Below are 22,178 nucleotides of genomic sequence, written 5' to 3'. Positions count from 1 at the left end.
ATAATCTTTAAATTTAAAATCGCTAGGTTTCTGAAAAAAAAATTTAAGTAATTTAAACCTGAAAAATAAACTTTAAAAATTTCTTCACTCTTTCGTAAGGAGGATACCGCAGATTTGAATCAAATAAAAAACCTTTAAAAGTAATAGATTTTTGATTTGAAAAATTTCGAAACCCCTCTTCTCCATGAAATTTACCAATACCACTTTGCCCAACGCCTCCAAACGGTAAATTTGGAATAAGGACTGGTAACATTACATCATTTATACAAATTGTTCCTGAGCTAGTTACTTTTGAAATATGATTATGGATTTTTTTATTGCCTCCAAATAAGTAGATTGCTAATGGTTTTGATGCTTGACTAATCTGTTTTAAAGCTGATTCACTATCATTGATTCCAATTACTGGAAGTAGTGAACTGAATAGTTCTTTCTGCAAAATATCTTTTTCATTTAATTTAGTTCTCAAGATTGTAGGAGATATTTTCAACTTTTTTTTATTAAAAGTCCCCCCAAATAAAATTCTTTTTTCTTTTTTATATTGTTTGAGAATTTCTACAGTTGATGTAAATTGCTTTTTCTCTAATTTTGATAAGTTTTCAGAAATAATTGGATTATCTCCGTAAAAACTTACTATGCATTTCTTTAATTTTTCTATAAAAATATTTTCAATTTCTTTATCTACAAAGACATGATTCGGAGCCATGCAGGATTGACCAGAATTAAAAAATTTGCCCCAAACAATTCTTTTAGCAGCAACTTCTAAATTTGCATTCCTGAAAATAATTACAGGATTTGCTCCGCTTAACTCAAGAGTTAGTGGAGTTAAGTTTTTTGAAGCTAATTTCATTATAGATTTTCCACTTTCAGTACTTCCTGTAAAAAATATGTGGTCAAAATTTTGTTCAATTAATTTTATGGATTGCTTATAATCTCCCTCTACTGTCATTAGAACATCTTTAGGGAAATATTTGATAGTAAGCTTTTTAATAAGTTTTGAGGTCGCAGGACATTTCTCTGATGGTTTAATAACCGCAGTATTTCCTGCTGAGAAAATATTTACCAATGGCTTTAAAACATAAAGTAATGGATAATTATAAGGACCAAGAATTAATACACACCCAAGAGGTTCATAAATAACTTTAGAGGATGATGGAAATAGATAAAAAGGTGTATCAACCTTTTTTGGTCGCATCCAAGAATTGAGTTTCTTTTTTATGAGTGAAATTTCTTCTTTCACTAAAAGGATTTCTGAAAGCCCTTCAATTTCAGATTTGCCTAGATCAATAAAAAGTGATTTTATTATCTCTTTTTTATTTTCATCCAAAAGTTTAGAAACTATATTGATATGTTGGATCCGCCATTCTATTTCTTCAGTTTTACCGGTGAGAACTGTATCTTTTAATTTATAAATGTCTCCTAAATGAAATTTATCAGAAATTTTCATTTTATACCTTTTAATAGTATTAAATATATCAGAGGATAAATTGTAAATAACTAAGGTTTTTAGTAGCTCTAATCAAAATGAATGATTTATGAGAAATAATCAAATTTATTAACATTGCCAATAAAAATTCAAATTTATCTTGGTTAATATATTTCTATGAGGGAAAAATTTTCAATTAGATTGATATCTATAAAAGAAATACCAGAGGTAACAAACTGGGCAAGGTTAGAAGGCTTTTCTCCTGGAATGGATGACATATCAATTTATAGAAATACAGATAAACAAGGCGTATGGGTAGCTTGTCTCGATAATAAACCTATAGGTTCTATTGCATGTATAAAATATAATTCCTCATATGGTTTTATAGGTTTATTTATCGTTAAAAAAGAATTCCGAAATAATGGATATGGAGTGAGATTATGGAAACATGCCCTCGAATATTTAAAAAATGTTGATTGTATTGGTCTTGAAGCAGCCCCAGATAGATTGAATGATTACTCAAAGTGGGGGTTTAGAAAATCTTCCATTACAAATCGATGGAAATTAAATGGCTTTCAAGATTTGCCATTGAGAAATTTCTATAAAGATCAATTTCGTTCTTTTAAAGTTGTTCCGGGTAATAAAATTTCCTCTGAAGCAGTCTCAATTTATGATGCTCAAAGAGAGCCTAGTCCCAGACCACATTTTCTAAATGACTGGTTGAAAAATTCGCATGGTAATGTCAGTGCAATTATCGATAATAATGGGATGTGCCATGGATTTGGGAGGGTAAGACCTTGTGTTTTGGAGGATAATGATGAGCAAGGCTGGAGAATCGGTCCTCTTTTAGCGGATACTCCACCGCTTGCTGAACTATTAATAAGGGAGTTAGTTGGTGATTTAGATGCCCAAATCTTATTGGATTGCTCTAATCTGAATCCTTATGCAAATTATCTTTTATCAAGTTTGGGATTTGAGGAGATATCAAAAACTTACAGAATGTATAAAGGCATTCAACCTCCCTGCCCTATGAATCAAGTATACGGACTTGCCTGCTTGGAACTGGGGTGATTCCCTTTAAAGTGTGCCTTTTGCCTTTTGCTTTCGTAATACTGGAGGAAGTTTATTTGACTATCCATAAGCTTAGCTTTCAGAAGGTTTCAAAATTTTTTCTACAATATCCGCGTTAATTATAGTGATCTCTCCATTATCGATATTGGCGACTTGAAACAAGGTCCATGAATTTGGATTTCTAGCTCCTCCAATACAGTCTATAACTTGACCGACCCAATAATTTTTATTCTTTTCCTTAGTATTTTCGCAATTTTCTTTTTTAATTGCGACATAATCACCAGGCCTAACGAAAAGAAACTCCGGAGTTGCTGAGCTCATAATAAATAGTTAATAGTATACATGTACTATATTAAGCTATTAGTTTTGTTGTCGATCTTTGAATTATTTAGCAAACTAGGGGTAATTCAAAAATAAAATGGAATCAACTGAAATTGCTATATTTTCAACAATATTGGGGTTAATTTTAGCTTTAACTGACGCTTATATAGAAAGAAATATTCCTGGATAATATTTCCAATTCATTTCTTAAATTAAATAAGATTTAAGCTGGTCTAATATGTCGGCCCGGCTGGAAACTAATTTTGTAAAAACTAAATATATCAAACCTCCCATTGCGAGTCTTCCGTTAATTTTCTCTAACTGCTTTAGTTTTCTCAAAAGTTTATCTTGCGGTTAAACAAAATTTAAAAGGTATAGAAAATAAAAAAGTATTGATTAATTCAAAATCAAAAAAAAATTAAAAATTTATAGAAATATTTTTTCAAACACGTAATTAGATTTTAAAGCCAAGCTTCTTTCATCTCAAGATAAAGTCTCTCGCTCTCAGCCGAATTAATTTTGCTGTCTGAGTAGGATTGTTGTTGTTGCTGTTGTTGCTGCTGGGTTGAATTAGTATTAGGATTTTGGACTTCGCTCATTAGAGGGACTGAATATTTGTGTTTATTCTCTCATAGATGCAGCTTTTTTTGTCAACTTAAATTCTTAAATTTTATTTAAATTTTGTATGTTATTAATTTTTCTGTTTTGAGTGAAGTTATTTCGCTACAGTAGTTTTGGTATATAAGAATTTAACTTCCCAATAAACAATTCCTAGGAAGATAGCACTTGCAATAATAATTTCAGAAATGGCTAACATTTTACTTTTCAATATTAATTTAATTTTGGTATCAATTTACACAGAATGCAATAGGTACTAATTACATTTAAAATTTTAAAAATTCTTATTTAATCAAATTACGCGTCGAAATAATATAAAATTTTAAGTTAGATACATATTATTTTCGTGGGAAATCTCATAAATTCAACAATTCTTGTACCTTTAATACCTTTAGTTACCTCTTTATTTATTTTTATTTTATTGTTAAGTTTTAACAGAACACTTAACCGGTTAACAAAACCTGTTACCGCACTGGTTGCATTATCTTTATTAAGTTCTGCATTTATAAGCTTATTTGACTATTTTAAGAAAATAGAAGAAGAATTAGTTTTATCTGAATTTCTTAAATCTTTTGGAGAAAAAAATTTAGTTATACATCTCAATTTAGTAAATGAAAAAATTATAATTTTTTTCTCATTGATAATGATATTAATTATTGGAATATCTTTTTATAAATTACCTAGAAAAAAAGGTTATGTCTCATTGATGATTAGCCTAGGATTAATATCTTCTGCGGCGATGCTTTCAATATTACTAATAGATTTCTCAGCGCTTCTCTAAGCTGTAGTAAGCATTGACAGAGCTTCGTTGAGTTCTTGAACATGATTTAATTCATCTTGAGCAATTTCTTTTATTTTTTGATCATTTGGATTATCTATTAAATATTTGGAATAAGTTTCAAATGCATGTTCTTCAATTTTTATGTTGACATCATAAGCATTAGCTGGAGAGAAGAAATAATAAAAAACCATGATCCAGTAATAGACAAGCACAAGGTGTCTCGCGAAAAATCTATCGACCCAGAATCTATCTCCTCCTCTCTTCTCCATTTCTTTAAGATGCTCAGTTTCGTTAATAGCTTGATAAAAATGTTCTTTCATTAAAATCATTGTTTTTTCATTTTGGATTCCTAGGGATTCTTTAAAATGAAGGACCGAAAGAAATGCAAAATAAGGTGATCTAGCTATTACTTCTAAAACCCAAAATCTTTGTAAAGATCTACCAGAGTAGATAAAGTCTAGGAAGTTAACAGTACTATTCAAAATTAAAGAATTTAATTTCTTCATAAATTTCGCTTTTCTTTAAGTATAATTACTTAGCTACTGGGGGGCCACAATATATTTAAGTTATTAACCAAAAATTAATATTTATAGTTAAAAATTGTACCTTCCATTGAAATATTTTTTTTTCATGCATTAATTGGATAGATAAAAAATTTTATATGACAAATGCTGAAAAAATTGCAAATGCCAAAAAGAGGATTGATGAATTAGAAAGACTTATAAAATATTGGAATGATTCAGAACATGATGATGCAAAAATAGTAAATTTTGCAATAAACATTGAAAATAAAGTTGCTTAGATTTTGATTATTAAGGCTGATTTACTTTTATCTACTTAAGGTGATTTAAAAATTTTTGAGATTTCAAATACTGTTTAATTTATAAATAGAGCAATTAAACCTATTCTCAAAAACGGTAAGGAAGAAATAATCTAAAAGAAAAATTTATATGAAAACCTTTTCAAAAAATTATTTAGTTCCGATTAAATTTATACCATGGGTTTTTTGGGCACTTATATCTTTTTCGAGTATATTTTTGTGTAAGATAGCTTGGGTAAGTTGAATAATTAATGAATTTAGCTTCTCCTTAGCCAACTAGGAGCGCCGCCAAACCAATCCGATATGTCATCTTCATTTGGGTTAAAGTGATTTTCTTTATCTAGTCCATCTAACCCAAATGATTGTAATAGGTTATCAACCCCCCCATTGCTTTTTGTACCATTCCTTCTAATACTGTTAGCTTTTTTAAGCCAAAGAGAAATTGTCGAATTATGGTTTGCAAATTTCTCAACATATATCCTTTCTTTTAATGTAATTGATTGATCTTGAGCAATTCTTTTAATTATTCCTTGAATCTTTAATCTTTTTGAATTACTAAGAAGCATTTTAAATTAATTAATTATTATTTTTATAGGAAGGATTATTAAAAATATCTTGTCAATGTTAATTTCAACAAATTCACTATTTTTAAAGGGTCTGAGTAAGAAAAGTTTGAAGACACTAAAAAATGGGAACAAAAAGTTATTTATGATACGTTAATTCATTTATCAAACTTATAATTCCTGCAAATTGGATAAAGAAAATCAATCCATACTCAAATAAACTTAAAAATTAAGAGTACTGCCCGGAACTGTTGCGCTATGGTAAATATGTACTATTATTAGTACATATGTATTGTTAAGATATGAAAATGATTTCATCTTCTCCTTATGCCCCTTTTAATTCAAAAGAGTGGAATTCTTTAATAAGCAAAAATGCAAAGTTTGAAAATACTCCAATAAAGATTCAAAAAAAATTTTATAGAACTTTTATTCTAAAAAAGACTGAAAAAGATGAACCTTTGCAAGAGAAGACTGAATTACATCAACAAATGCAACTTGTTTTCGGATAGAAAAATATCAACTAACACTCTTTTTAGTGAATATTATTTTACGAGATCCAATTTTTTGTTAGATTAGTAGAAATACAAGAAGGATTTAATTTGGCTGTAGATCGAGAACTTTTAAAAGAAGTTACCCAAGAACTTTGGAATACTGTAAAAAAACTAAGACCAGAAATTGACCGGCAAACTAGACTTCAATTAGTTTTAAAGGCTTTATTAACTATTGGAGATTTGCCAGATCAAATGCAGGCTGCCATGGTAGTAGGTGTTTGCGCAGAGATGGATAAGAGTGATATTGATAATGTACAAGCTAACTCACAAACTAAAGATTCAAGCGGAGTTGATACTTCTACAGGCAGAAAAGTAGTTAGAAGAAGTTCAGCTAAATAAACCTTAGAACGATCACCCTTTAATTTTTTTTGATTCGTTTTTATTAAGTCGATTGAATAGGTAATATGAAATTACAAGTAAGAGGGGAACAAATATTGAATGTAAAGTCATCATTAATTCTGTTTGGCCCATTCCTATAAGATTTGACTCGTTTGGAAGTTGTTCTGACCAAGTACCAACTAAATGCCAGGCTTGAGGAATTGATAAGAAAAACATATCAGAGCTATAAGTTAAGTTTATGTTCAGATAAAGATTATCATTATTGAACGTTATTGCTTTCTTTATTCTTATTTCTTAACTAAGTATTTTTAGAGTTAAAAAGGACTTGATTCATAAATTTATTTTCTTAAGAAGAGTTTTAAATTCTTTTTTACCAATAATTTTTTCAGCTGCGTAAGCACCACTTGCTGAAACAGCAGGAATTCCAATACCTGGAAATGTACTTGCACCGCAAGTAAATAAATTTTTCACTGGAGTTTTGCAACCTGGGAAAAGACCTTTTGCTGCAGATAATGCAGGACCATAACTGCCGCAATAGGTATTGGTAAATTTTTTATGAGTGATTGGGGTTCCCAGCATCTTTAAATCAATCCTTGCATCTATGTCAGGTATGAATTTTCGTACTGCCTTAAGAAATATTGAACATCTTTCTTCTTTCAAATTTCTATATGCTAATTCCTTTGGATTTAGGTTTTCCCAAATTTCCCAAGGTTCATTTGCGGGAGTATATCCATGAAGAATATGTTTCCCTTTAGGGGCCATATTTTTATCTAAAACAGATGGGATTGAAAATACAGCTATATTTCTCTCTGCAGTTATACCTTTTTCCCATTCATCAACATGTATCGCATGTATTGGCAAGTCTTCAAGACCATCAGCATCAAAACCTAGATGTATATGAAGGAAAGAACCACATTTATTAGGGTTCAAAACTTTTGGATTCCATTTTTTTGAAATTTCATTTGGAATTAACTTTTTAAAATTCCAAACATCAGTATTGGTCACAACAAATTCACAACTATAACTAGAACCATTATTAAGAGTTATACCAGTCGCTAAATTTTTATTGAAGTTAATTGTCTTTACTCTCGAAGAGAGAATTAATTCTCCTCCATTTTTTTTAAATCCATTAATTAAGGCTTTTACGATAGATTCACCACCTCCTTTAGGATATTCAAGGTATGAATTTGGTTCAAACCATTCGTTAAACAAAGTAGCCATCGCAGCTGTATTTGTATCATGCATTGACATACCACTTATCAAAAAGCTCAATAAATCAACCCAATTTCTGAGAAAAGGATCCTCTAGATGATTATTTACTAAATTCCCAAAGCCCTTATTAATTTTTGGTATTTGCTTGATATTAGGTAAAAATTTTGAGGTTAAGTTTATTAGATCCAGGAAATTAATTGAATCGGGAGAAAATGAGAGTAAAGGTATTTCATTTATTATTTGACTAAGAGGTTTTACTCCGGAAATAAATGACTCCCATTCTTTAACGGATTTCTCACCTCTTAAATTTTTTATTATTTGTTTAAACGGTTCTTCCCCTACATCAAGATTAAAATTGCCTTCTGGGATAATTACTTTCCAACCTTTGTATTGAAATAGTTCAACTTCTTCATCAAGCAATTTAAGAATTTGCCCTAAGGGATTAGTTGTCGGCCATTTACCTATTCCACTCCACAATGAAGGACCTGATTCGAAAGTGTAACCTTTTCTTTTGAAACTATGAGCAACTCCACCGGGCTGGGTATGTGCTTCGCATATAAGAACTTTTTTGCCTGATAAAGCAAGAATCGAGCCACAACATAAACCTCCTATTCCACTACCAATAATTACAACATCAAATTTTTGCATTAAATATTAACTTTACTCTTCTTGTAAAACTGATTAGTTTTAAACAAATGTATTAGTTGAAGTTGTAATACTTAGTACAACAGCCAGGAAAAAGATGTAAGGGACTGCTTTTAAAGGTATGTATCCCTGGCTTTTAGAAATGAAATCCATAAGTTTAGTTACTTTATGTAAACATATTAACGAGATCTTGTTCCTTATGTGTGCCAAAAAATTATTTTTTTAGAAATATATTGAAACACAGAAATATTTTTGAAGGGATTTTTTAACTAAGACGATTTTTTATGAAGTTATCTTATTATTTGATTCTTAGATTATTGCTATTATGAAAAACTTTCCTGAAATCAATGAAATAAAACTATTAGAAAAAAATTCTCAAAAAAATGGTAGCGGAATAGTATATGAGGAATTGTTAGGAATATGGAAGTTTAAGTATGTATGGGGAAAGGACTCAGATGAAATCAAAAATATATCCAGTTCGATTCTCCAAGTATTGTCGGCTAGGCTCGAATTGAAAATTAAAAATAAAAAAGATCAAATAAATTATGAAATAAAAAATTCAATTAATTTCGGATTATTAAAAATTACCTTTATAGGCAGCGCAAAATTAAAAGGGGTTAGACCTTTGTTGGCCTTTTATTTTAAAGAATTGAAAATTAGTATTAGTAATTTTCCAATATTTAATAAGGAATTAAAAAAACCTGAAGATAAAAAAATGCCTTTTTTCTCTCTTATAGGAATTAGTACTAAAGATAGTTGGTTGTGTGCTCGAGGCAGGGGCGGAGGGCTTGCAATATGGGTTAAGTCTTAAATTAGTGGTATTCTCCTGGATGATCTACCTTCCTTACAGTAACTTTATCAACTTTTTGTCCATTAAATCTTAAGAGATCATCTCCTGAAAAGTCATATCCTAAGCGTTGACCTATTAGGGCTACATCATCCGCTGTAGAGGATGTAGTAACCTGCTTTTTTAAGTCTTCATCAGATTGCATTTTAATTAAAAATTTTCTTATTTCAGAAAAACTCATTACTAGAATTTGATTGATTGATGTAAAAGAAATTTATAAAATCTTTTTCTTAGTAAGAACAAGATAAATAGATAATCATTATACTATTTTTATGACATACTTATTTCTCTATATAGTTGGCATAACTTTAATATGGTGGATATATCGTGTTGGTTGGCTTGAGGCGCTCAAAACAGTAGTTAAAGTTATAGTCCCCTCAGCGCTTATTATTTTATTTAACATAAAAGCAGGAAGATTACTTTTTAAAAGTCCTGTAGTCGGATTATTAAGCGCTTTGCCTACCTCTATTTTTATTTTTAGAGGTTCATTGCCTTTAGTTAGTTATATAAATAACTGGATTGAAAATAAAATAAATAAGTATGATGATTCGGAAGTTATAGATACTGATTCTGTGCCTTTAGATGATTAATTTAATTTAATTCAATCAAAGCCAAGAAATAATTCTTTGTGTACAACAAGAACATCAAATAAAGTTGTTCCATGAATAGGACTTAATGGGGTTTTGTCTATATTTAATGCTTCTGCACAAATTAAATGAGCATCCCATTTTGTATTGTGATCACTTATTTCAATTGACCACTCAATTACTTTTTTGAAATGATCTGGCATCTCCGAACCAATTTTTCTGCAAATTTGACATAGAACTGACAAAAGAGGAGGTTTTGATGGCCTTTTTAAATCTTTAATAAGACTAGGTTGTGTAAAAACACTTGTATAGCGGATGTAGTCTATCAATTCATATTCTTCTTTAGTAAGAGCTGCTTTCTCTAATGCTCTTTCAAATTCGTCTATGGGGGTTATGGGCCTATCCAAGATATTATTTTTTGCTTTTTTATGAATCTATTTTTTCTTGATTAATTTCGTTGGTTTGATTGCTTTCTATAGATTTAGGAGATTCATCTTTATCTTCTTCGTTCATAACTTGGTCGATTTCATTTTGAAACTCATTCGACGCTTTTTTAAGACTTTTCAAAGTTTTACCAAGCTGTTTTCCTAATTCTGGAAGCTTTTTTGGACCAAAAATTAAAAGAGCTAAGATAAGTATTACAGTAACCTCAGGCAAACCTACACCAAAAATATTCATAACTGATAACTATTTAACTAATTAGGAAATCTACTATTAAATATAGTCAAATCATCTGAATATTTCATTCTCGGAACAGCTTTTTTAATATTAAAAAATTTTGAAAAATATTATTGTTATTAATACTCCTTTAAAGAACACTAACCAAAGTAATTGATAATCACTCAATTTGAATTTTTTTTGGTACCAATTTATAAGAGTTTTATGTCTATCAATTAATTTTCTCATTTGCACCGAGATTATTTATTACTATCACTTATTTTATCTTAATTTCTTTTATTATTATTTTATAGCAATCATAGATTCTACTTAAATTAGATTATTCTATTAAATTTTAATCTTTTTCTAAATTAATTTTTTTTCTAAATTATTGAAACTATTTGCTAAATATTTACTATTAAAAAAAAAATGAAATACTTATTTGTTGTTTTTTACTTTTTTTTTCTAATTTATCCAGCTGAAGCTGTTACTACAAAAATGTTTAAAGTATTGGATACGTGTGCAAGATATCGACTGGGTGAGATTAATGCTAATGAGGCTATAGAAAAACTAAAATTAAAATTAACGAATTCTTCCACTAGTCAGCCAAAGGACCTAGTAAAAAAATATTGCTCAGTATTTACTCCAAATGAAAAAATTGAATTTTAATCTTAGCAATAAATATTTAATTATTCTTTTTTGAATAATCTTTAGCTTTGTTTCGTATTTCTTTAACTTTTTTAAAATTATTTATTTTTAAATTAAAAATAACTCCTAAAAAAAGAAGAAGAAATAAAAAAATATAAATTATTAATTCCATATTATTGAATTAACAAATCCACCCTAGTTTATTTCAATAATTTTTTAGTATATTTTAAAACAAAAAAACTGACTTTAATATTAGTTATTTACTTTGAAGGCCACAATAAAAACACATTAACCTCTAATATGTAATTTTATATATATTATTGTGCAGATTGGAGATAAAATTCCAGAATTTTCTTTACTGGATCAAAATGGAGTTAAAAGATCAAATAAGGGATTAAAAAGTCCCCTTGTTTTGTTTTTTTATCCAAAAGATGATACCCCAGGTTGCACTATAGAAGTTTGCGGATTTAGAGATAAATATGACTTATTTAAAGTATTAGGTGCGCAAGTTTGGGGAGTAAGTAATGGAAGTGCCTCAAGTCATTTGGCATTTGCTAATAAAAATAAATTACAATATCCACTACTTTGCGACACAAATGACTCTCTTAGGAAAAATTTTAAAGTTCCTAAAGTATTAGGTTTTATGGATGGTAGGGTAACTTACGTTATTGATCGCAAAGGTACGGTTAGGCATATTTTTAGAGATTTATTGAATGGTCCCGAACACATTAAAGAGGCTATTAGAGTACTTAAGGAAATTCAAAATCAATAAATTATTATTCAAAGAATTTGAGAAGAATAACTTTTGTTTTATTATGGTTTCAGCTTTTTTTTAATATATGAAGAAAATGGGAATGCAGGCTGTTGATCTTGCTATTCAAAATGGAGTGGATCTTGACGGTACTCCAATCCCTCAAAAAATGTTAAATCTATACAATAGAATTATGGATGAGGAGAATAAAAGACAAAGGAGTGGTGTTAAAAAATCAATGAGAAATAGATGCGTCAAAACGGGTTCTAAGCATTTTGATAAAGAAACATTGAATCAATTATTAATAGATTCGGGATGGGAAGGTCTTAAAGAAAAGGAAATTTTATTTTTTTATAACTAAAAAAATTTTTTAATTATCTTAAAAATCATTTATGGTAATTATTTATTTAAATTAAGAAACTGAGAACTAATTAAATATTTTTTAGATCTAATTTTTTGAATTATTTAAACCATCCTTTTTTTTCAGAGGAAATTATTTTCTCTTTTTCAGCTTTTGTTTTATTACTTGCTTTTTTGTATGCCAAGTTTGCTTCTATAACTGTAACTATAGATATAAAAAAAAGACCAGAAAATCCAATTATTTGTTCACTTTGAGAGGGTTCTGAATCTCCTTGTAAAAAAAACCCTAAAGCGAACCATGCAGTACTAGCAGTGATGGTAAAAAAATAGGGTTTCCATCTTCTTTGATATAAGTAGCCCGATCCTAAACCAGGGAGAAAATTTAAAAAAGAAGCTACCCATCCTTTTGAAGATGCAAGTACTTCGTCTCTTGAGGGATAAGACATTTATGTTAGGTATTTATTAAATGTGAATTTATATAAGCAAAAGATATTGCTGCACAAATTAACCAACTAAAAGGTAAAAACATTCTTATTTTTTCTTTATTCTTGTCCATTTTATAATTATGGAAAATATTTTTAAAATCTGTGGATTTAATGGATACCTCAAGATTAAAAGAATTCAAAAAGACGGTTTTTAACCGTCTTTGAAAAAAGTAGTTTCTCTAAAATAGATTATTTATCTTTTGAGGCTGAGAGTACTTTAAGTTCTTTTTTTACTTCTTTTTCTCTCTCTTCAAGATGTTTTAGTTGAGCTTTAAAAGCATCTTCAAGTCTTACTTTTTGTTTTGTAATTTCATCAAGCTCTTCTTGATGTTGGTTTTTCTTTAACTCCTTCATTTCACTATCGGAAATAACATATACTGGCCGATATGAAGGTGTTTCAAAAAGAAGATCAAACATTGAATACATAAGTGACCTTTGAATTAGTACAAATTCAATATCTTATAATTCTTTGAAATATGAAAGGATAAATACCGAAGATATTGATACGGCAAATACACCGAATTTCGGTTTACACAACTTAACCCCCCAGTATTTACCGTCCGATTTTAAGTTATGTTTTAAAGTATTAAGGAGATGATTCTAAAGATCTAAATCAAAAAGGACTAAAAATGGATTTAAAAATTACTAAAACATTAGTAATACCATCCAACGAAATTAAATGGCGATTTTCCAGATCCTCCGGTCCTGGAGGGCAAAATGTAAATAAAATTGAAAGCAGAGTAGAGATTATTTTTAATTTAGAAGATTCCAAAGTATTAAATGATTATCAGAAAGAAATTCTTAAGAGAAACTTGAAAAACAAATTAGTGAATAATAGCTTACGTTTAGCGGTTCAAGAACATAGAAATCAATTATTAAATAGGCAGCTAGCTTTAATGAAATTTAGTTCAATAATAAAAAATGCTTTAAATAAACCTTTTAAATTAAGAAAATATACCCAACCCACTAAAGCATCACAAAAGAAAAGAGTTGAGGTTAAGAAAAAACGTGGCGAATTGAAAAAAAGTAGACAAAAAGAAAAAACATATCAAATATGAATAAACTAAATAAATATTTCCCTCGCGAATTGTAATGAAAGCATATTATTAATTTAATTTCATTTTGGATTTTTGAATACAAATAATGATTTCTGGTTAATTGACTCTAATTTTGTAGGGGTGATGCGTTTCTACAAAGATAGAGATAATTCTGATAAATCTATTGATTATATGTTTATTGAAGAAGGAATTATTATGGGAATTCATGGAGAAAATCCTCCATTAATGAAAACTAGAAAAAAAATTGTTATTGAAGAAGCAAGAATATTATGGCAAAAATTGTTAAATGAAGGTTGGCAAAAAACTAATAAAAAATGGTGAGGAAAGTCTACATAAACTTTTTTTAATTTCAGAAAATAAATGAACCTTTAGGGTATAGCCTGGAAATTTTTTTCTGCTGTAAATATTTCTTTTTTTTGATGTCGTTTTCATATCTTCTCAACATCATTAGATAGTTAGTAACTCCAAAAATTATTAAAAAAACAATAAATCTTATTCCTGCCTCAAGGTTCATATGAGTATTAAACTTTATTCTAATCTGACAATTACTAATTAAAAATCAATCGGTATTTATATCTAATTAAAACGTCTAGTAAAAATTTTTTTTGATTTTACTGTATAAAAAATACATAACAAAAATAATATTAAAATTGCACTAAAGCTTCCGATTGGGTTTGGAATATTTTGTGTAAAAGGCCCTGCTAAAAAAGAAGGCGTATTTTCTTTGAATTCTATTAATCCATTATTTAATAAAAACCAAATACCCACAAGTCCTCCATGAATTCCTATGCAATTCCATAAAGAGCCTTTATTTCTAATTTTTACTAATGATAGAAATATCCCAAGTAAAATAAATCCCAAACGTAATCCTACTATGTTCCAAAAGATCTCATTTGATAAATTATGAACGAAGCTAAAAATTATAGCTTGTAAAGCTATTGATATTTTTGTACCATATTCAAATTTTAATTCTTCTAGTAACCAGCCTCTAAAAATTATTTCCTCTGCGAATCCAACACCTAATCCCAGTAAAATAGAATTTAACAATATTGTTGGCGAGAATTCACCTATCCAAGAAATATAATTTTTTTGTAATAGTGGTACCAGAATTAGAATTATTAAAACTAAAGCAAATAAAATACCTTGAGAAAAATTGAAAAAGTTTTTCAAGAATTTGTCTTTTGTTATCCCAAGAATTATCCAAGCACTTGATTTATTTCTTTTGATATAAAACCAATATGGGAGTAAAAAGATAAAAAGTAAAAAAGTAATAATAGTACCAATTAAGGATAAATTATCTTTTTCAAAATTAAACAATAAAAGTGGCAGAGATAAAGCCCAGCCAATTCCATAAAGAATTGGAATAAAAAATATAGTGGATAAAAATCTTGGTCTTAAAAGAAAAAAACTTCTAATTAGTATCATTACATTTTTCATTTTAGTTTGAATATTAGTCAACCCCAGCCTTTGCCTTTTATTATTCTAACTACTTGTTCAAAAAGTTTTAGCTTTTTCTTTTTACTATAATTTATGTTTTTTGTAAGATTAGATAAATCTTTATAAAATTGCCGAGTTATTTTATCTTCTTTATCACTTGGCCATAGTAAGTCTGAGCCCTCTTCATATTCTTCTTTATATCTTTCTTTATTCAAATTTTTTTATATCGTAATAATTTAAATTTTACTTATTGCAAATGCTTAAAAGTGATGTTTATTAAATTTGTATATTTATTTAAAATTTATGCTGATTAATCTTCCAACTTTAGTCTTTACATTATTATCTCCATTCCTTATTTTTGCAGTAATAGTATCGGTTTACTTATTTCATTAGGAAGTATTTAAAATAAACTTAATTAATTTAAGGGTGTATGATGCCTACTTTTTCTAATGCAAATGATAAAACTGCAATAACAGCCATTAGTGTTAAGATCTTGTTCTTTTTGATGAAATCCATAATGCATATTAATAATCTATTTATTAAATTCTTATATAAAATAATAAATTATTAAAAATATTATATCAATTACAATGGAACCCAAATATATAGGAGATTTAGTTCCCTCAATAGCTTCTTATAAAAAGATAATTGAAAAATATGATAAAGGTATAAAAGAAGGGGAATTTCATGAAGAACCTATTGGCCAAGATTTTAATTACCCTGATTGGTAAATATGCTTGCGAGAAAAATAACTTTTGCCTTGGCAGATTGGATTAGAGAGTGGCATAAGTACTGGGATAAGAATCCTTCTATTTATGAGTGTGTAAAATTTGTTGAGTGGAAATTGGAAGATTATAAACTTTCTGATAGTGCTAAAAGAATAATTGAATCTATTTTGCTCTATGAATTTGTATAACTAAGGATTATGGACTTTAATTTTTATATTTATGTATAAAAAACAAAAGATCATTAAAATTCTCTTACAAATTAAGAAAAAAGTAAATCAGCATATTTACGGATTTACTGCAAATATAAAAAGGAGTAATTTATAAATGTTGAGTTCGGAGGCAATCTAAATGATTGATAGTCCGCCTGAAATTTAGCAAATTCCAAAATATAGGAAGCGTATTCCTGAGAATGGGATTATTCGAAAATTCAAGTTCAATCAATTAGTCTGATAAGACTTCGCTTTATAATTACTAGCGACAACAGGGACTGAAATTATCGAGAGAAATCCCCGAATTCACGTATTCTAGGTTTATGAGTAAATAGACTTTAAAATATGTAATTTTATATCCTGTTAGAAGGAAATCAAATATCAAAAAGGACTGTATAACCAGTCCTTTTTTTTTAACAAATTACTTCTAAACTAGACTTCTTTTTGGATAATATGGATTTATTAAGTAATTAAAAATATTTCACAATGAAAGATCAAGTCTTGTTTCCTAAAATTGAAGTTCGTGAAAAGGGTTTTTTACAAGTAAGTGATATTCATACTATTTATTGGGAAAGATCTGGCAATCCAAATGGTAAAAAAATACTAGTTATTCATGGAGGCCCAGGGGGAGGAAGTCAACCAAGATATAGAAGATACTTTGATCCAGATAAGTTCGATATTATTCAATTTGACCAAAGGGGTTGCGGTTCTTCAACTCCTTTCTCAGAATTAAGAGAAAATACCACTAATCACTTAGTTGATGATATTGAGAAATTAAGGATTCTATTAAAAATAGATAGTTGGCATTTGTTTGGTGGATCTTGGGGCTCAACACTTTCACTTATATATGCAATAAAAAATCCCTCAAGAGTTAAGAGCTTAACTTTACGAGGAATATTTTTATGTAGAAAGTTTGAATTATTGTGGTTTTATCAATATGGTGCAAGTGAGATATTCCCTGATGAATTTGAAGAATATATTTCTGTAATACCAAAAGAAGAAAGAAATGATTTGATAAGTTCTTTTTATAAATATCTAACATCTTCAGATGTAAACCTTAGATCAAAAGCAGCAGCGGCTTGGACAAAATGGGAACTCTCAACTAGTCATTTAATAAATAAAAAATTCGACTTTGATAAGTCCCAAATTAATTCTTTTTCAGATGCATTTGCAAGGATCGAATGCCACTATTTTGTTAATAATATTTTCTTAGAAGATAATTTTATTTTAAAAAATATAGAAATTATAGAATCGATTTCAACAAAAATAATTCAAGGGAGGTACGACGTGGTATGTCCTGTTAGGAGTGCTTGGGATCTAAATAAGAAATTAAAGAATTCTGAATTAATTATTGTTAATGATGCTGGTCATTCAATGAGTGAAAAAGGTATTAGTATCGAATTAATAAAAGCTGTAAAAGGAATTTAAAATTTCTAAAAGAGAGAATATTCCTTTAAAAATTAAAGGCCATTATCTTCAATATTTTGTGCAATACTCCTAAGAAGTTCGACGATATCAGAATCTTCGCATTTAGTATCTTCTTTGAGCAAAATGCACTCGTCTCTAATACTTACATTAGTACTCCACCATATACCTGAACTATTGGTATCGTCCCATTCAAATCTTTTAGACATAATTAATAAAATCTAATAAATACATTAAAGCTTGCATTAGTTCATCGTGGATTTATGTATTTGATTTCAAAATTTAAAAAACTTTATTAAGCTCTATAAGGAATCTGGAAATTTCTGATAATAAGATTTAGAAATCTAATTTCAGTTCGTATTGTTTTTCCTTTGCCTTAGAAACAATTTTTTTATTATTTATGTTTTTTCTAAGTGTTTTTCTAGAGCCATGCTTTAAATAAATTTCTTTTGAGATATCCCAATATCCATCCTTTTTAGTGATTTCCTGAATTTTCTTCTTTGCAGTTTTAGTGCTATTTGGGATGTCAATTATTGGTCTTATGTAATTAATTTGTTCATATTCTTCTTGATTAAATCTAGATAATAGCCATGGTTCATGAATGAAATTAAATGATATATCCCTTAATTCTGGTATCCATTTTTTTATAAATTTTCCTTGAGGATCATGATCTTTTCCCTGCTTAATAGGATTATAAATTCTATTGGTGTTTATAGACGTAGTTCCAGATTGCATTTGGCATTGGTTCCAATGTATTCCAGGCTCATAATCTACAAATTTATTTGCTAATTCAGAACCTGAATCTTGCCATGGTAGCCATAAATTATAGCTAGCAAAAGACATTAACATCGCTCGCATTCTAAAGTTAATCCATCCATTGAAATTTAATGAACGCATACATGCATCTATAAAAGGAAAGCCCGTATTACCTGAACTCCATGAATAAAGTAATTCACTATTTTTTTCTCTAATATTTTTAAAAAAAGGATGATATTCCCTAAACTCTAGTTCTGGTTCACTTTCAAGTTTCTGGATAAAATGACAATGCCAAGTTAATCTGCTTTTTAACATCCTGGAATTATTGTTTTTTGATATATTTGCCTTTTTAAAAATTTCTTTTAATGAAATGCATCCCCAACAAATATATGGGGATAGTCTTGTACAACTATCAAATGATTTTTCTGGGCTAGATATATCTTTTGAATAAGTATCTAATTTATTACTAAAGAAGTATTGCATTCTCTCTAAACCTTTCTTTCTTCCACCTTCCATTCTTCCTGGACAAGTTTCTTTTTTAAAGGTAAAAATTTTGTCTGATGGTATTTCTCCAATATTAAAGTTAATAGAATTGATTCTTAATGGAGCTTTAATTAGGTTTTTATTGGAATTTTCTTGCCACTTTTTAGACCAATTATTCCTATCTAAATTTCCTCTAAAAACTGAAAATTGTAGAAATTCCTTCCAAATAATATTTTTGCTTAAAGCCCATTCTCTTACTTTTTGATCTCTTTTATAAGTGCGCCAATCTCCGGTTTCTTGATGGCTATATAAACCTTTGATTTTAAATTTTGAACTAATTTCATCAAAAATATTAATAACATTGCCAGTCCTAATAATTAATGGTTGTCCTATCTCAGCAAGTGCATTTCTTAAATCTATTAAACTTTCTTTGCAAAATTGCCATTGTCTATCTGAATGAGTTTTTTGACTCCAAATATCTAACTCAATAATATAAATAGGTAATATATCATTATCTTTTATAGCCTCACACAGAGCTTCGTTATCAAAAATTCTTAAATCTTTCTTAAACCATAAGATATTTATTTCTTTCATAATTTTTCTTTTAATCCTAGAAAAATAAGATTAAGTTTGTAGGTAAAAAATATAAAAAATTTTAGAATAACTAAAAATCAAAAAAATGAAAATAACAAAAAAACTCTGGGAGGATAATTATGAGATTGCTTTACTAAGTTTAAATACAAAATTTGTTCAAGGTTTAAAGAATGGAAGTCTCCCTAAAAATATATTTCAAGAATATTTAGCTCAAGATTATTTCTTTTTAGAGACTTTTGCTAAGGCTTATGGCCTTGCTGTTTCCAAATCAAAAGATAAGTACTCAATAAGGAAGTTAAGTGAACTCTTAATGGGCGTTTCAGAGGAGTTAATACTTCATGAAACTTACGCAAAAGAATGGGAGATTGATTTGTCTAATAACTATATAAAAAAAGCCACTAAAAATTATACAGATTTTCTTGATGATACTTCCAAAAGACTTAGCTCCGTTGAAATAATGTTTGCAATGACTCCATGTATGCGACTTTATTCTTGGATAGGAAAAAGTTTGTATAAGGAGGATTTTGACACTAAATATAAAGAATGGATAATTACTTATGCTGATGAGTGCTTTGAAAAGCTAGCAGATTCACTTGAAAATCTTATTGAGACTAATAAAGAAACATATGATATTAATCATGCAAAATATTTATACAGGAGAGCTATGGAATTGGAGTTAGATTTTTTTAATGCATATTCAGATTTCTGATTTAATTTGAAATTTATTTATAGTACCTTAAAACGAGTTAATAAATTATGTATTCTAAAATTGCACTTTCAATAGGCGGTAGTGACTCTGGGGGTGGAGCAGGCATTCAGGCTGACTTGAGAACTTTCATGGCCCTTAAAGTACATGGATGTTCTGTTATTACATGTATTACCGCACAAAATAGTATAGAGGTTACATGCGTTCAACCACTAGAGAAGAATACTTTATTAAATCAGTTAGATACTTTGTTTGCTGATTTTGGTATTGATGCCTTAAAAACTGGAATGTTGTTAAATGAAAGGATAATTAATGATACTGCTTCAAAATTAAATACATACAAAATAACCAAAATTATTGACCCAGTAATGGTTACAAGAACTGGTTCTAAATTACTGGAAGATTCTGCTATTAATGCTTATAAAAAACTCTTACTACCAATTGCTGATTTGGTAACTCCAAATATTTATGAAGCAAATCTACTTTCTGGTTTAGAAATAAGGAGTACAGAAGATATCGAAAATTCAGCAAGAAAAATTATTGGTCTTGGAGCTAAAGCGGTACTTGTAAAAGGTGGCGGTTTAAAAGATATGAAAGGGAAGGATTTTTTCCTTGACTTGAATGGTAGAAAAGAGTGGCTATTTAATAAATTTATAAATACAAAAAATACCCACGGTAGCGGCTGTACTTTGAGTGCCGCTATTTGTGGTTACAAAGCTTTAGGTTTTGGGCTACTAGATTCTATAAAAAAAGCAAAACTATTTGTTGAAAAATCTTTGGAAAACTCTTACAAAATAGGATCTGGTCCTGGTCCTTTAGGTCATTATTAATTATTTATATAAATTAAATTAAAACCACCATTTTCTATTCGGCTTTCTCAAAAATAAGATTTCTTCTGTCTCCCATCCACCCTCTAACCACTCAAGATGCTCAAGCAATAAAGACTCACTTTCCCTTTTGCTTAATTGACTAATTCTGTTTGATATTCCATCGAACCTAACTTTCATCAATTCTTCAATCTTAACGTTATTCATAGGGTAAACAGTAAATTTTTTCTACTCAAACTCGTATTGATTTTCTTGTCAAGTATTTAATTTTATTTGTTTACTAGTAGCTCTAAAATAGGTATAAAATGCAACTTTTTAAAATAGATAGTAATTAAGACTTATTCACATAGATCTAATTAAAGACTAATTTATGAAAAATGCATTAATTATGAATAAAAAAGAAACGTCAAAGCAAAAAATTATCTTAAACGTAGGATATTGTGAAACTACCTCTGAATGGCTTAATAGAGTTATTACTGAACTGGCAGATGAAAATAAGAATTTTGTAGATTTATCAGTTATTTGCGCTTAAGTTTTTGAAAACTGAATTTTATTTTGAGTTATTTTCAACTTGCTACTTTTTTTAATAGAGATTCAAAAAACAATTTGTTAGTTTATGTTTAATGAAATATTGAATTAGATTAAAACAGTTACTTTTTTGATTTATTAGGAATGAAACAAAATTCTGTCAAAGTAATTGGAATTAACGATGAATCAAGAAAAGATGCATATTTATCATATGTGGATAAGGCAGATGGATTAAAAAGTATCTTAAGTAGTGATTTTGATGATTGGTCTAACTTTGATAGTTGGGAGAGTATATCAGTTCAGCAATGGATTTTTTCTAAAGCTATAGATGTTTATAAAGGAAAAAAAATTGATATTAAGTGCGACTGTTGTGACTATGTTGATTGTCTCCCAAGTAACTTTGAGAACATCAAAAAAGAAAAATGCTACGGTAAAAAAACTGCCTACATGATCACAAAAATATTAGATGAAATTAAATTAGCTAAAGCAAGGAGAGAAAGTGATGGAACATATTCTGTATAAAGGTTCTCAAGATCTAAGATGGGAAAATCTTTGAATTACCAGTGAAAATTATTGGAAGACCCAATTGTTAAATTTCTAGTTGAAATGTTATGGAACTTATAATGTACCGAATCGCTGAAATCCTTTTCATCTGAGTAATCAAGAAGGTCTATGGGGTCGATATTCTCATCGAACCATGCATCATACTCAATATGGTTAGGTTCAGCAAAATAACTCATATACAATT

The 22,178-nt window shown here is 28.6% G+C and carries 37 protein-coding genes; 19 read left to right on the top strand and 18 right to left on the bottom strand.

Annotation, left to right across the window (positions count from 1 at the left end; translation table 11 throughout):
* Nucleotides 1–52: 52 nt before the first annotated feature.
* Nucleotides 53–1,444 (bottom strand): aldehyde dehydrogenase family protein, encoded by a 1,392-nt coding sequence (locus JJ847_00590; GenBank protein MBO6959388.1) that lies wholly within the window; start codon nucleotides 1,442–1,444, stop codon nucleotides 53–55.
* A gap of 156 nt (nucleotides 1,445–1,600) precedes the next feature.
* Between JJ847_00590 and JJ847_00585 the strand changes: the two genes are divergently transcribed.
* Nucleotides 1,601–2,494: a GNAT family N-acetyltransferase gene (locus JJ847_00585; protein MBO6959387.1), complete on the top strand. Its 894-nt coding sequence runs from the start codon at nucleotides 1,601–1,603 to the stop codon at nucleotides 2,492–2,494.
* A 72-nt stretch (nucleotides 2,495–2,566) separates the two neighbouring features.
* On the opposite strand, the gene JJ847_00580 is transcribed toward JJ847_00585, so the two are convergent.
* Complete coding sequence (locus JJ847_00580) at nucleotides 2,567–2,815, bottom strand: DUF3104 domain-containing protein (GenBank protein MBO6959386.1); 249 nt, start codon at nucleotides 2,813–2,815, stop codon at nucleotides 2,567–2,569.
* 461 nt (nucleotides 2,816–3,276) lie between these two features.
* Entirely contained in the window at nucleotides 3,277–3,414 is a 138-nt protein-coding gene (locus JJ847_00575) for a hypothetical protein (protein MBO6959385.1), read from the bottom strand.
* A gap of 365 nt (nucleotides 3,415–3,779) precedes the next feature.
* On the opposite strand from JJ847_00575, the gene JJ847_00570 reads away from it, so the two are divergent.
* The gene (locus JJ847_00570) at nucleotides 3,780–4,214 is read left to right on the top strand and encodes an NADH-quinone oxidoreductase (GenBank protein MBO6959384.1); all 435 of its coding nucleotides are present in this window, start codon (nucleotides 3,780–3,782) and stop codon (nucleotides 4,212–4,214) included.
* Here JJ847_00570 and JJ847_00565 read toward each other — a convergent pair.
* On the bottom strand, nucleotides 4,211–4,720 hold the full coding sequence (locus tag JJ847_00565) for a plastoquinol terminal oxidase (GenBank protein ID MBO6959383.1): 510 nt from the start codon (nucleotides 4,718–4,720) through the stop codon (nucleotides 4,211–4,213). The two genes, JJ847_00570 and JJ847_00565, sit on opposite strands and share 4 nt — an antisense overlap.
* A 155-nt stretch (nucleotides 4,721–4,875) precedes the next feature.
* Between JJ847_00565 and JJ847_00560 the strand changes: the two genes are divergently transcribed.
* Entirely contained in the window at nucleotides 4,876–5,016 is a 141-nt protein-coding gene (locus JJ847_00560; GenBank protein MBO6959382.1) for a hypothetical protein, read from the top strand.
* Nucleotides 5,017–5,291: 275 nt separating this feature from the next.
* Here JJ847_00560 and JJ847_00555 read toward each other — a convergent pair whose 3' ends face one another.
* On the bottom strand, nucleotides 5,292–5,600 hold the full coding sequence (locus JJ847_00555) for a hypothetical protein (GenBank protein ID MBO6959381.1): 309 nt from the start codon (nucleotides 5,598–5,600) through the stop codon (nucleotides 5,292–5,294).
* 299 nt (nucleotides 5,601–5,899) lie between these two features.
* Here JJ847_00555 and JJ847_00550 point away from each other — a divergent pair, with 299 nt between their 5' ends.
* Together JJ847_00550 and JJ847_00545 are read left to right on the top strand one after the other, a co-directional pair.
* Nucleotides 5,900–6,106 (top strand): hypothetical protein, encoded by a 207-nt coding sequence (locus JJ847_00550; GenBank protein MBO6959380.1) that lies wholly within the window; start codon nucleotides 5,900–5,902, stop codon nucleotides 6,104–6,106.
* Between the two features lie 90 nt (nucleotides 6,107–6,196).
* On the top strand, nucleotides 6,197–6,487 hold the full coding sequence (locus JJ847_00545; GenBank protein ID MBO6959379.1) for a TIGR03894 family protein: 291 nt from the start codon (nucleotides 6,197–6,199) through the stop codon (nucleotides 6,485–6,487).
* Nucleotides 6,488–6,499: 12 nt separating this feature from the next.
* Here the strand turns inward: JJ847_00545 and JJ847_00540 are convergent, their stop codons facing one another.
* Both JJ847_00540 and JJ847_00535 read right to left on the bottom strand, forming a co-directional pair.
* Nucleotides 6,500–6,703 (bottom strand): hypothetical protein, encoded by a 204-nt coding sequence (locus JJ847_00540; protein ID MBO6959378.1) that lies wholly within the window; start codon nucleotides 6,701–6,703, stop codon nucleotides 6,500–6,502.
* A 114-nt stretch (nucleotides 6,704–6,817) separates the two neighbouring features.
* On the bottom strand, nucleotides 6,818–8,347 hold the full coding sequence (locus JJ847_00535) for an FAD-dependent oxidoreductase (GenBank protein ID MBO6959377.1): 1,530 nt from the start codon (nucleotides 8,345–8,347) through the stop codon (nucleotides 6,818–6,820).
* 322 nt (nucleotides 8,348–8,669) lie between these two features.
* On the opposite strand from JJ847_00535, the gene JJ847_00530 reads away from it, so the two are divergent.
* On the top strand, nucleotides 8,670–9,155 hold the full coding sequence (locus tag JJ847_00530; GenBank protein ID MBO6959376.1) for a hypothetical protein: 486 nt from the start codon (nucleotides 8,670–8,672) through the stop codon (nucleotides 9,153–9,155).
* 1 nt (nucleotide 9,156) lies between these two features.
* Here the strand turns inward: JJ847_00530 and JJ847_00525 are convergent, their stop codons facing one another.
* Nucleotides 9,157–9,372 (bottom strand): Nif11-like leader peptide family natural product precursor, encoded by a 216-nt coding sequence (locus JJ847_00525; protein MBO6959375.1) that lies wholly within the window; start codon nucleotides 9,370–9,372, stop codon nucleotides 9,157–9,159.
* A gap of 91 nt (nucleotides 9,373–9,463) precedes the next feature.
* Between JJ847_00525 and JJ847_00520 the strand changes: the two genes are divergently transcribed.
* On the top strand, nucleotides 9,464–9,781 hold the full coding sequence (locus JJ847_00520; GenBank protein ID MBO6959374.1) for a hypothetical protein: 318 nt from the start codon (nucleotides 9,464–9,466) through the stop codon (nucleotides 9,779–9,781).
* Between the two features lie 11 nt (nucleotides 9,782–9,792).
* Here JJ847_00520 and JJ847_00515 read toward each other — a convergent pair whose 3' ends face one another.
* Together JJ847_00515 and JJ847_00510 are read right to left on the bottom strand one after the other, a co-directional pair.
* Nucleotides 9,793–10,185 carry a hypothetical protein gene (locus JJ847_00515; GenBank protein MBO6959373.1) on the bottom strand — a complete coding sequence of 131 codons (393 nt, stop codon included), beginning with the start codon at nucleotides 10,183–10,185 and terminating at the stop codon, nucleotides 9,793–9,795.
* Between the two features lie 19 nt (nucleotides 10,186–10,204).
* Complete coding sequence (locus JJ847_00510) at nucleotides 10,205–10,456, bottom strand: TatA/E family twin arginine-targeting protein translocase (GenBank protein MBO6959372.1); 252 nt, start codon at nucleotides 10,454–10,456, stop codon at nucleotides 10,205–10,207.
* Nucleotides 10,457–10,864: 408 nt separating this feature from the next.
* Between JJ847_00510 and JJ847_00505 the strand changes: the two genes are divergently transcribed.
* From JJ847_00505 to JJ847_00495, 3 genes are all read left to right on the top strand, one after another.
* Complete coding sequence (locus JJ847_00505) at nucleotides 10,865–11,104, top strand: non-structural protein (NS2)-like protein (protein ID MBO6959371.1); 240 nt, start codon at nucleotides 10,865–10,867, stop codon at nucleotides 11,102–11,104.
* A 301-nt stretch (nucleotides 11,105–11,405) separates the two neighbouring features.
* Nucleotides 11,406–11,855, top strand: coding sequence for a peroxiredoxin (locus tag JJ847_00500; GenBank protein MBO6959370.1), 450 nt, complete (start codon nucleotides 11,406–11,408; stop codon nucleotides 11,853–11,855).
* A gap of 67 nt (nucleotides 11,856–11,922) precedes the next feature.
* Nucleotides 11,923–12,195 (top strand): DUF4090 family protein, encoded by a 273-nt coding sequence (locus JJ847_00495; GenBank protein MBO6959369.1) that lies wholly within the window; start codon nucleotides 11,923–11,925, stop codon nucleotides 12,193–12,195.
* Nucleotides 12,196–12,295: 100 nt separating this feature from the next.
* On the opposite strand, the gene JJ847_00490 is transcribed toward JJ847_00495, so the two are convergent.
* The gene (locus JJ847_00490) at nucleotides 12,296–12,640 is read right to left on the bottom strand and encodes a hypothetical protein (GenBank protein MBO6959368.1); all 345 of its coding nucleotides are present in this window, start codon (nucleotides 12,638–12,640) and stop codon (nucleotides 12,296–12,298) included.
* Between the two features lie 228 nt (nucleotides 12,641–12,868).
* The gene (locus tag JJ847_00485; protein MBO6959367.1) at nucleotides 12,869–13,105 is read right to left on the bottom strand and encodes a hypothetical protein; all 237 of its coding nucleotides are present in this window, start codon (nucleotides 13,103–13,105) and stop codon (nucleotides 12,869–12,871) included.
* Nucleotides 13,106–13,308: 203 nt separating this feature from the next.
* On the opposite strand from JJ847_00485, the gene arfB reads away from it, so the two are divergent.
* Nucleotides 13,309–13,737, top strand: a complete 429-nt coding sequence (arfB, locus tag JJ847_00480) for an aminoacyl-tRNA hydrolase (GenBank protein MBO6959366.1) — start codon at nucleotides 13,309–13,311, stop codon at nucleotides 13,735–13,737.
* Between the two features lie 72 nt (nucleotides 13,738–13,809).
* Entirely contained in the window at nucleotides 13,810–14,058 is a 249-nt protein-coding gene (locus JJ847_00475; GenBank protein ID MBO6959365.1) for a DUF1651 domain-containing protein, read from the top strand.
* 255 nt (nucleotides 14,059–14,313) lie between these two features.
* Here the strand turns inward: JJ847_00475 and JJ847_00470 are convergent, their stop codons facing one another.
* Nucleotides 14,314–15,174, bottom strand: a complete 861-nt coding sequence (locus tag JJ847_00470; GenBank protein MBO6959364.1) for a CPBP family intramembrane metalloprotease — start codon at nucleotides 15,172–15,174, stop codon at nucleotides 14,314–14,316.
* Between the two features lie 17 nt (nucleotides 15,175–15,191).
* Nucleotides 15,192–15,389, bottom strand: coding sequence for a hypothetical protein (locus tag JJ847_00465; GenBank protein ID MBO6959363.1), 198 nt, complete (start codon nucleotides 15,387–15,389; stop codon nucleotides 15,192–15,194).
* A gap of 375 nt (nucleotides 15,390–15,764) precedes the next feature.
* Here JJ847_00465 and JJ847_00460 point away from each other — a divergent pair, with 375 nt between their 5' ends.
* The 3 genes from JJ847_00460 to pip all read left to right on the top strand — a co-directional run bounded on the left by JJ847_00460 (nucleotide 15,765) and on the right by pip (nucleotide 17,539).
* Nucleotides 15,765–15,905: a hypothetical protein gene (locus tag JJ847_00460; protein MBO6959362.1), complete on the top strand. Its 141-nt coding sequence runs from the start codon at nucleotides 15,765–15,767 to the stop codon at nucleotides 15,903–15,905.
* A gap of 2 nt (nucleotides 15,906–15,907) precedes the next feature.
* Nucleotides 15,908–16,090, top strand: a complete 183-nt coding sequence (locus JJ847_00455; GenBank protein ID MBO6959361.1) for a hypothetical protein — start codon at nucleotides 15,908–15,910, stop codon at nucleotides 16,088–16,090.
* Nucleotides 16,091–16,597: 507 nt separating this feature from the next.
* Nucleotides 16,598–17,539: a prolyl aminopeptidase gene (gene pip / locus JJ847_00450; protein ID MBO6959360.1), complete on the top strand. Its 942-nt coding sequence runs from the start codon at nucleotides 16,598–16,600 to the stop codon at nucleotides 17,537–17,539.
* A gap of 32 nt (nucleotides 17,540–17,571) precedes the next feature.
* On the opposite strand, the gene JJ847_00445 is transcribed toward pip, so the two are convergent.
* Nucleotides 17,572–17,745 carry a hypothetical protein gene (locus tag JJ847_00445; GenBank protein MBO6959359.1) on the bottom strand — a complete coding sequence of 58 codons (174 nt, stop codon included), beginning with the start codon at nucleotides 17,743–17,745 and terminating at the stop codon, nucleotides 17,572–17,574.
* 127 nt (nucleotides 17,746–17,872) lie between these two features.
* Nucleotides 17,873–19,369, bottom strand: coding sequence for a deoxyribodipyrimidine photo-lyase (locus JJ847_00440; GenBank protein MBO6959358.1), 1,497 nt, complete (start codon nucleotides 19,367–19,369; stop codon nucleotides 17,873–17,875).
* 85 nt (nucleotides 19,370–19,454) lie between these two features.
* On the opposite strand from JJ847_00440, the gene JJ847_00435 reads away from it, so the two are divergent.
* Together JJ847_00435 and thiD are read left to right on the top strand one after the other, a co-directional pair.
* Complete coding sequence (locus JJ847_00435) at nucleotides 19,455–20,078, top strand: TenA family protein (protein MBO6959357.1); 624 nt, start codon at nucleotides 19,455–19,457, stop codon at nucleotides 20,076–20,078.
* Nucleotides 20,079–20,125: 47 nt separating this feature from the next.
* Nucleotides 20,126–20,905 carry a bifunctional hydroxymethylpyrimidine kinase/phosphomethylpyrimidine kinase gene (thiD, locus tag JJ847_00430; GenBank protein MBO6959356.1) on the top strand — a complete coding sequence of 260 codons (780 nt, stop codon included), beginning with the start codon at nucleotides 20,126–20,128 and terminating at the stop codon, nucleotides 20,903–20,905.
* A gap of 18 nt (nucleotides 20,906–20,923) precedes the next feature.
* Here the strand turns inward: thiD and JJ847_00425 are convergent, their stop codons facing one another.
* Nucleotides 20,924–21,109, bottom strand: a complete 186-nt coding sequence (locus JJ847_00425; GenBank protein ID MBO6959355.1) for a hypothetical protein — start codon at nucleotides 21,107–21,109, stop codon at nucleotides 20,924–20,926.
* Nucleotides 21,110–21,272: 163 nt separating this feature from the next.
* Here JJ847_00425 and JJ847_00420 point away from each other — a divergent pair, with 163 nt between their 5' ends.
* Nucleotides 21,273–21,434: a hypothetical protein gene (locus JJ847_00420; protein MBO6959354.1), complete on the top strand. Its 162-nt coding sequence runs from the start codon at nucleotides 21,273–21,275 to the stop codon at nucleotides 21,432–21,434.
* A gap of 140 nt (nucleotides 21,435–21,574) precedes the next feature.
* The gene (locus JJ847_00415; protein MBO6959353.1) at nucleotides 21,575–21,952 is read left to right on the top strand and encodes a phosphoenolpyruvate carboxykinase; all 378 of its coding nucleotides are present in this window, start codon (nucleotides 21,575–21,577) and stop codon (nucleotides 21,950–21,952) included.
* A gap of 35 nt (nucleotides 21,953–21,987) precedes the next feature.
* On the opposite strand, the gene JJ847_00410 is transcribed toward JJ847_00415, so the two are convergent.
* Complete coding sequence (locus JJ847_00410; protein MBO6959352.1) at nucleotides 21,988–22,170, bottom strand: hypothetical protein; 183 nt, start codon at nucleotides 22,168–22,170, stop codon at nucleotides 21,988–21,990.
* Between the last annotated feature and the right edge of the window lie 8 nt (nucleotides 22,171–22,178).

This window comes from Prochlorococcus marinus CUG1438 (assembly GCA_017644325.1).
Taxonomy (GTDB): domain Bacteria; phylum Cyanobacteriota; class Cyanobacteriia; order PCC-6307; family Cyanobiaceae; genus Prochlorococcus_A; species Prochlorococcus_A marinus_AA.
This window is presented reverse-complemented; position numbering and strand designations above follow the sequence as displayed.

Excerpts from the sequence above, each read along its gene's own strand:
- JJ847_00590 (MBO6959388.1), bottom strand. The coding sequence starts at position 1,444 with ATGAAAATTTCTGATAAATTTCATTTAGGAGACATTTATAAATTAAAA.
- JJ847_00585 (MBO6959387.1), top strand. The coding sequence starts at position 1,601 with ATGAGGGAAAAATTTTCAATTAGATTGATATCTATAAAAGAAATACCA.
- JJ847_00580 (MBO6959386.1), bottom strand. The coding sequence starts at position 2,815 with ATGAGCTCAGCAACTCCGGAGTTTCTTTTCGTTAGGCCTGGTGATTAT.
- JJ847_00575 (MBO6959385.1), bottom strand. The coding sequence starts at position 3,414 with ATGAGCGAAGTCCAAAATCCTAATACTAATTCAACCCAGCAGCAACAA.
- JJ847_00565 (MBO6959383.1), bottom strand. The coding sequence starts at position 4,720 with ATGAAGAAATTAAATTCTTTAATTTTGAATAGTACTGTTAACTTCCTA.
- JJ847_00560 (MBO6959382.1), top strand. The coding sequence starts at position 4,876 with ATGACAAATGCTGAAAAAATTGCAAATGCCAAAAAGAGGATTGATGAA.
- JJ847_00555 (MBO6959381.1), bottom strand. The coding sequence starts at position 5,600 with ATGCTTCTTAGTAATTCAAAAAGATTAAAGATTCAAGGAATAATTAAA.
- JJ847_00550 (MBO6959380.1), top strand. The coding sequence starts at position 5,900 with ATGAAAATGATTTCATCTTCTCCTTATGCCCCTTTTAATTCAAAAGAG.
- JJ847_00540 (MBO6959378.1), bottom strand. The coding sequence starts at position 6,703 with ATGTTTTTCTTATCAATTCCTCAAGCCTGGCATTTAGTTGGTACTTGG.
- JJ847_00535 (MBO6959377.1), bottom strand. The coding sequence starts at position 8,347 with ATGCAAAAATTTGATGTTGTAATTATTGGTAGTGGAATAGGAGGTTTA.
- JJ847_00530 (MBO6959376.1), top strand. The coding sequence starts at position 8,670 with ATGAAAAACTTTCCTGAAATCAATGAAATAAAACTATTAGAAAAAAAT.
- JJ847_00525 (MBO6959375.1), bottom strand. The coding sequence starts at position 9,372 with ATGAGTTTTTCTGAAATAAGAAAATTTTTAATTAAAATGCAATCTGAT.
- JJ847_00520 (MBO6959374.1), top strand. The coding sequence starts at position 9,464 with ATGACATACTTATTTCTCTATATAGTTGGCATAACTTTAATATGGTGG.
- JJ847_00510 (MBO6959372.1), bottom strand. The coding sequence starts at position 10,456 with ATGAATATTTTTGGTGTAGGTTTGCCTGAGGTTACTGTAATACTTATC.
- JJ847_00505 (MBO6959371.1), top strand. The coding sequence starts at position 10,865 with ATGAAATACTTATTTGTTGTTTTTTACTTTTTTTTTCTAATTTATCCA.
- JJ847_00495 (MBO6959369.1), top strand. The coding sequence starts at position 11,923 with ATGAAGAAAATGGGAATGCAGGCTGTTGATCTTGCTATTCAAAATGGA.
- JJ847_00490 (MBO6959368.1), bottom strand. The coding sequence starts at position 12,640 with ATGTCTTATCCCTCAAGAGACGAAGTACTTGCATCTTCAAAAGGATGG.
- JJ847_00485 (MBO6959367.1), bottom strand. The coding sequence starts at position 13,105 with ATGTATTCAATGTTTGATCTTCTTTTTGAAACACCTTCATATCGGCCA.
- arfB (MBO6959366.1), top strand. The coding sequence starts at position 13,309 with ATGGATTTAAAAATTACTAAAACATTAGTAATACCATCCAACGAAATT.
- JJ847_00470 (MBO6959364.1), bottom strand. The coding sequence starts at position 15,174 with ATGAAAAATGTAATGATACTAATTAGAAGTTTTTTTCTTTTAAGACCA.
- JJ847_00460 (MBO6959362.1), top strand. The coding sequence starts at position 15,765 with ATGGAACCCAAATATATAGGAGATTTAGTTCCCTCAATAGCTTCTTAT.
- JJ847_00455 (MBO6959361.1), top strand. The coding sequence starts at position 15,908 with ATGCTTGCGAGAAAAATAACTTTTGCCTTGGCAGATTGGATTAGAGAG.
- pip (MBO6959360.1), top strand. The coding sequence starts at position 16,598 with ATGAAAGATCAAGTCTTGTTTCCTAAAATTGAAGTTCGTGAAAAGGGT.
- JJ847_00445 (MBO6959359.1), bottom strand. The coding sequence starts at position 17,745 with ATGTCTAAAAGATTTGAATGGGACGATACCAATAGTTCAGGTATATGG.
- JJ847_00440 (MBO6959358.1), bottom strand. The coding sequence starts at position 19,369 with ATGAAAGAAATAAATATCTTATGGTTTAAGAAAGATTTAAGAATTTTT.
- JJ847_00435 (MBO6959357.1), top strand. The coding sequence starts at position 19,455 with ATGAAAATAACAAAAAAACTCTGGGAGGATAATTATGAGATTGCTTTA.
- thiD (MBO6959356.1), top strand. The coding sequence starts at position 20,126 with ATGTATTCTAAAATTGCACTTTCAATAGGCGGTAGTGACTCTGGGGGT.
- JJ847_00425 (MBO6959355.1), bottom strand. The coding sequence starts at position 21,109 with ATGAATAACGTTAAGATTGAAGAATTGATGAAAGTTAGGTTCGATGGA.
- JJ847_00420 (MBO6959354.1), top strand. The coding sequence starts at position 21,273 with ATGAAAAATGCATTAATTATGAATAAAAAAGAAACGTCAAAGCAAAAA.
- JJ847_00415 (MBO6959353.1), top strand. The coding sequence starts at position 21,575 with ATGAAACAAAATTCTGTCAAAGTAATTGGAATTAACGATGAATCAAGA.
- JJ847_00410 (MBO6959352.1), bottom strand. The coding sequence starts at position 22,170 with ATGAGTTATTTTGCTGAACCTAACCATATTGAGTATGATGCATGGTTC.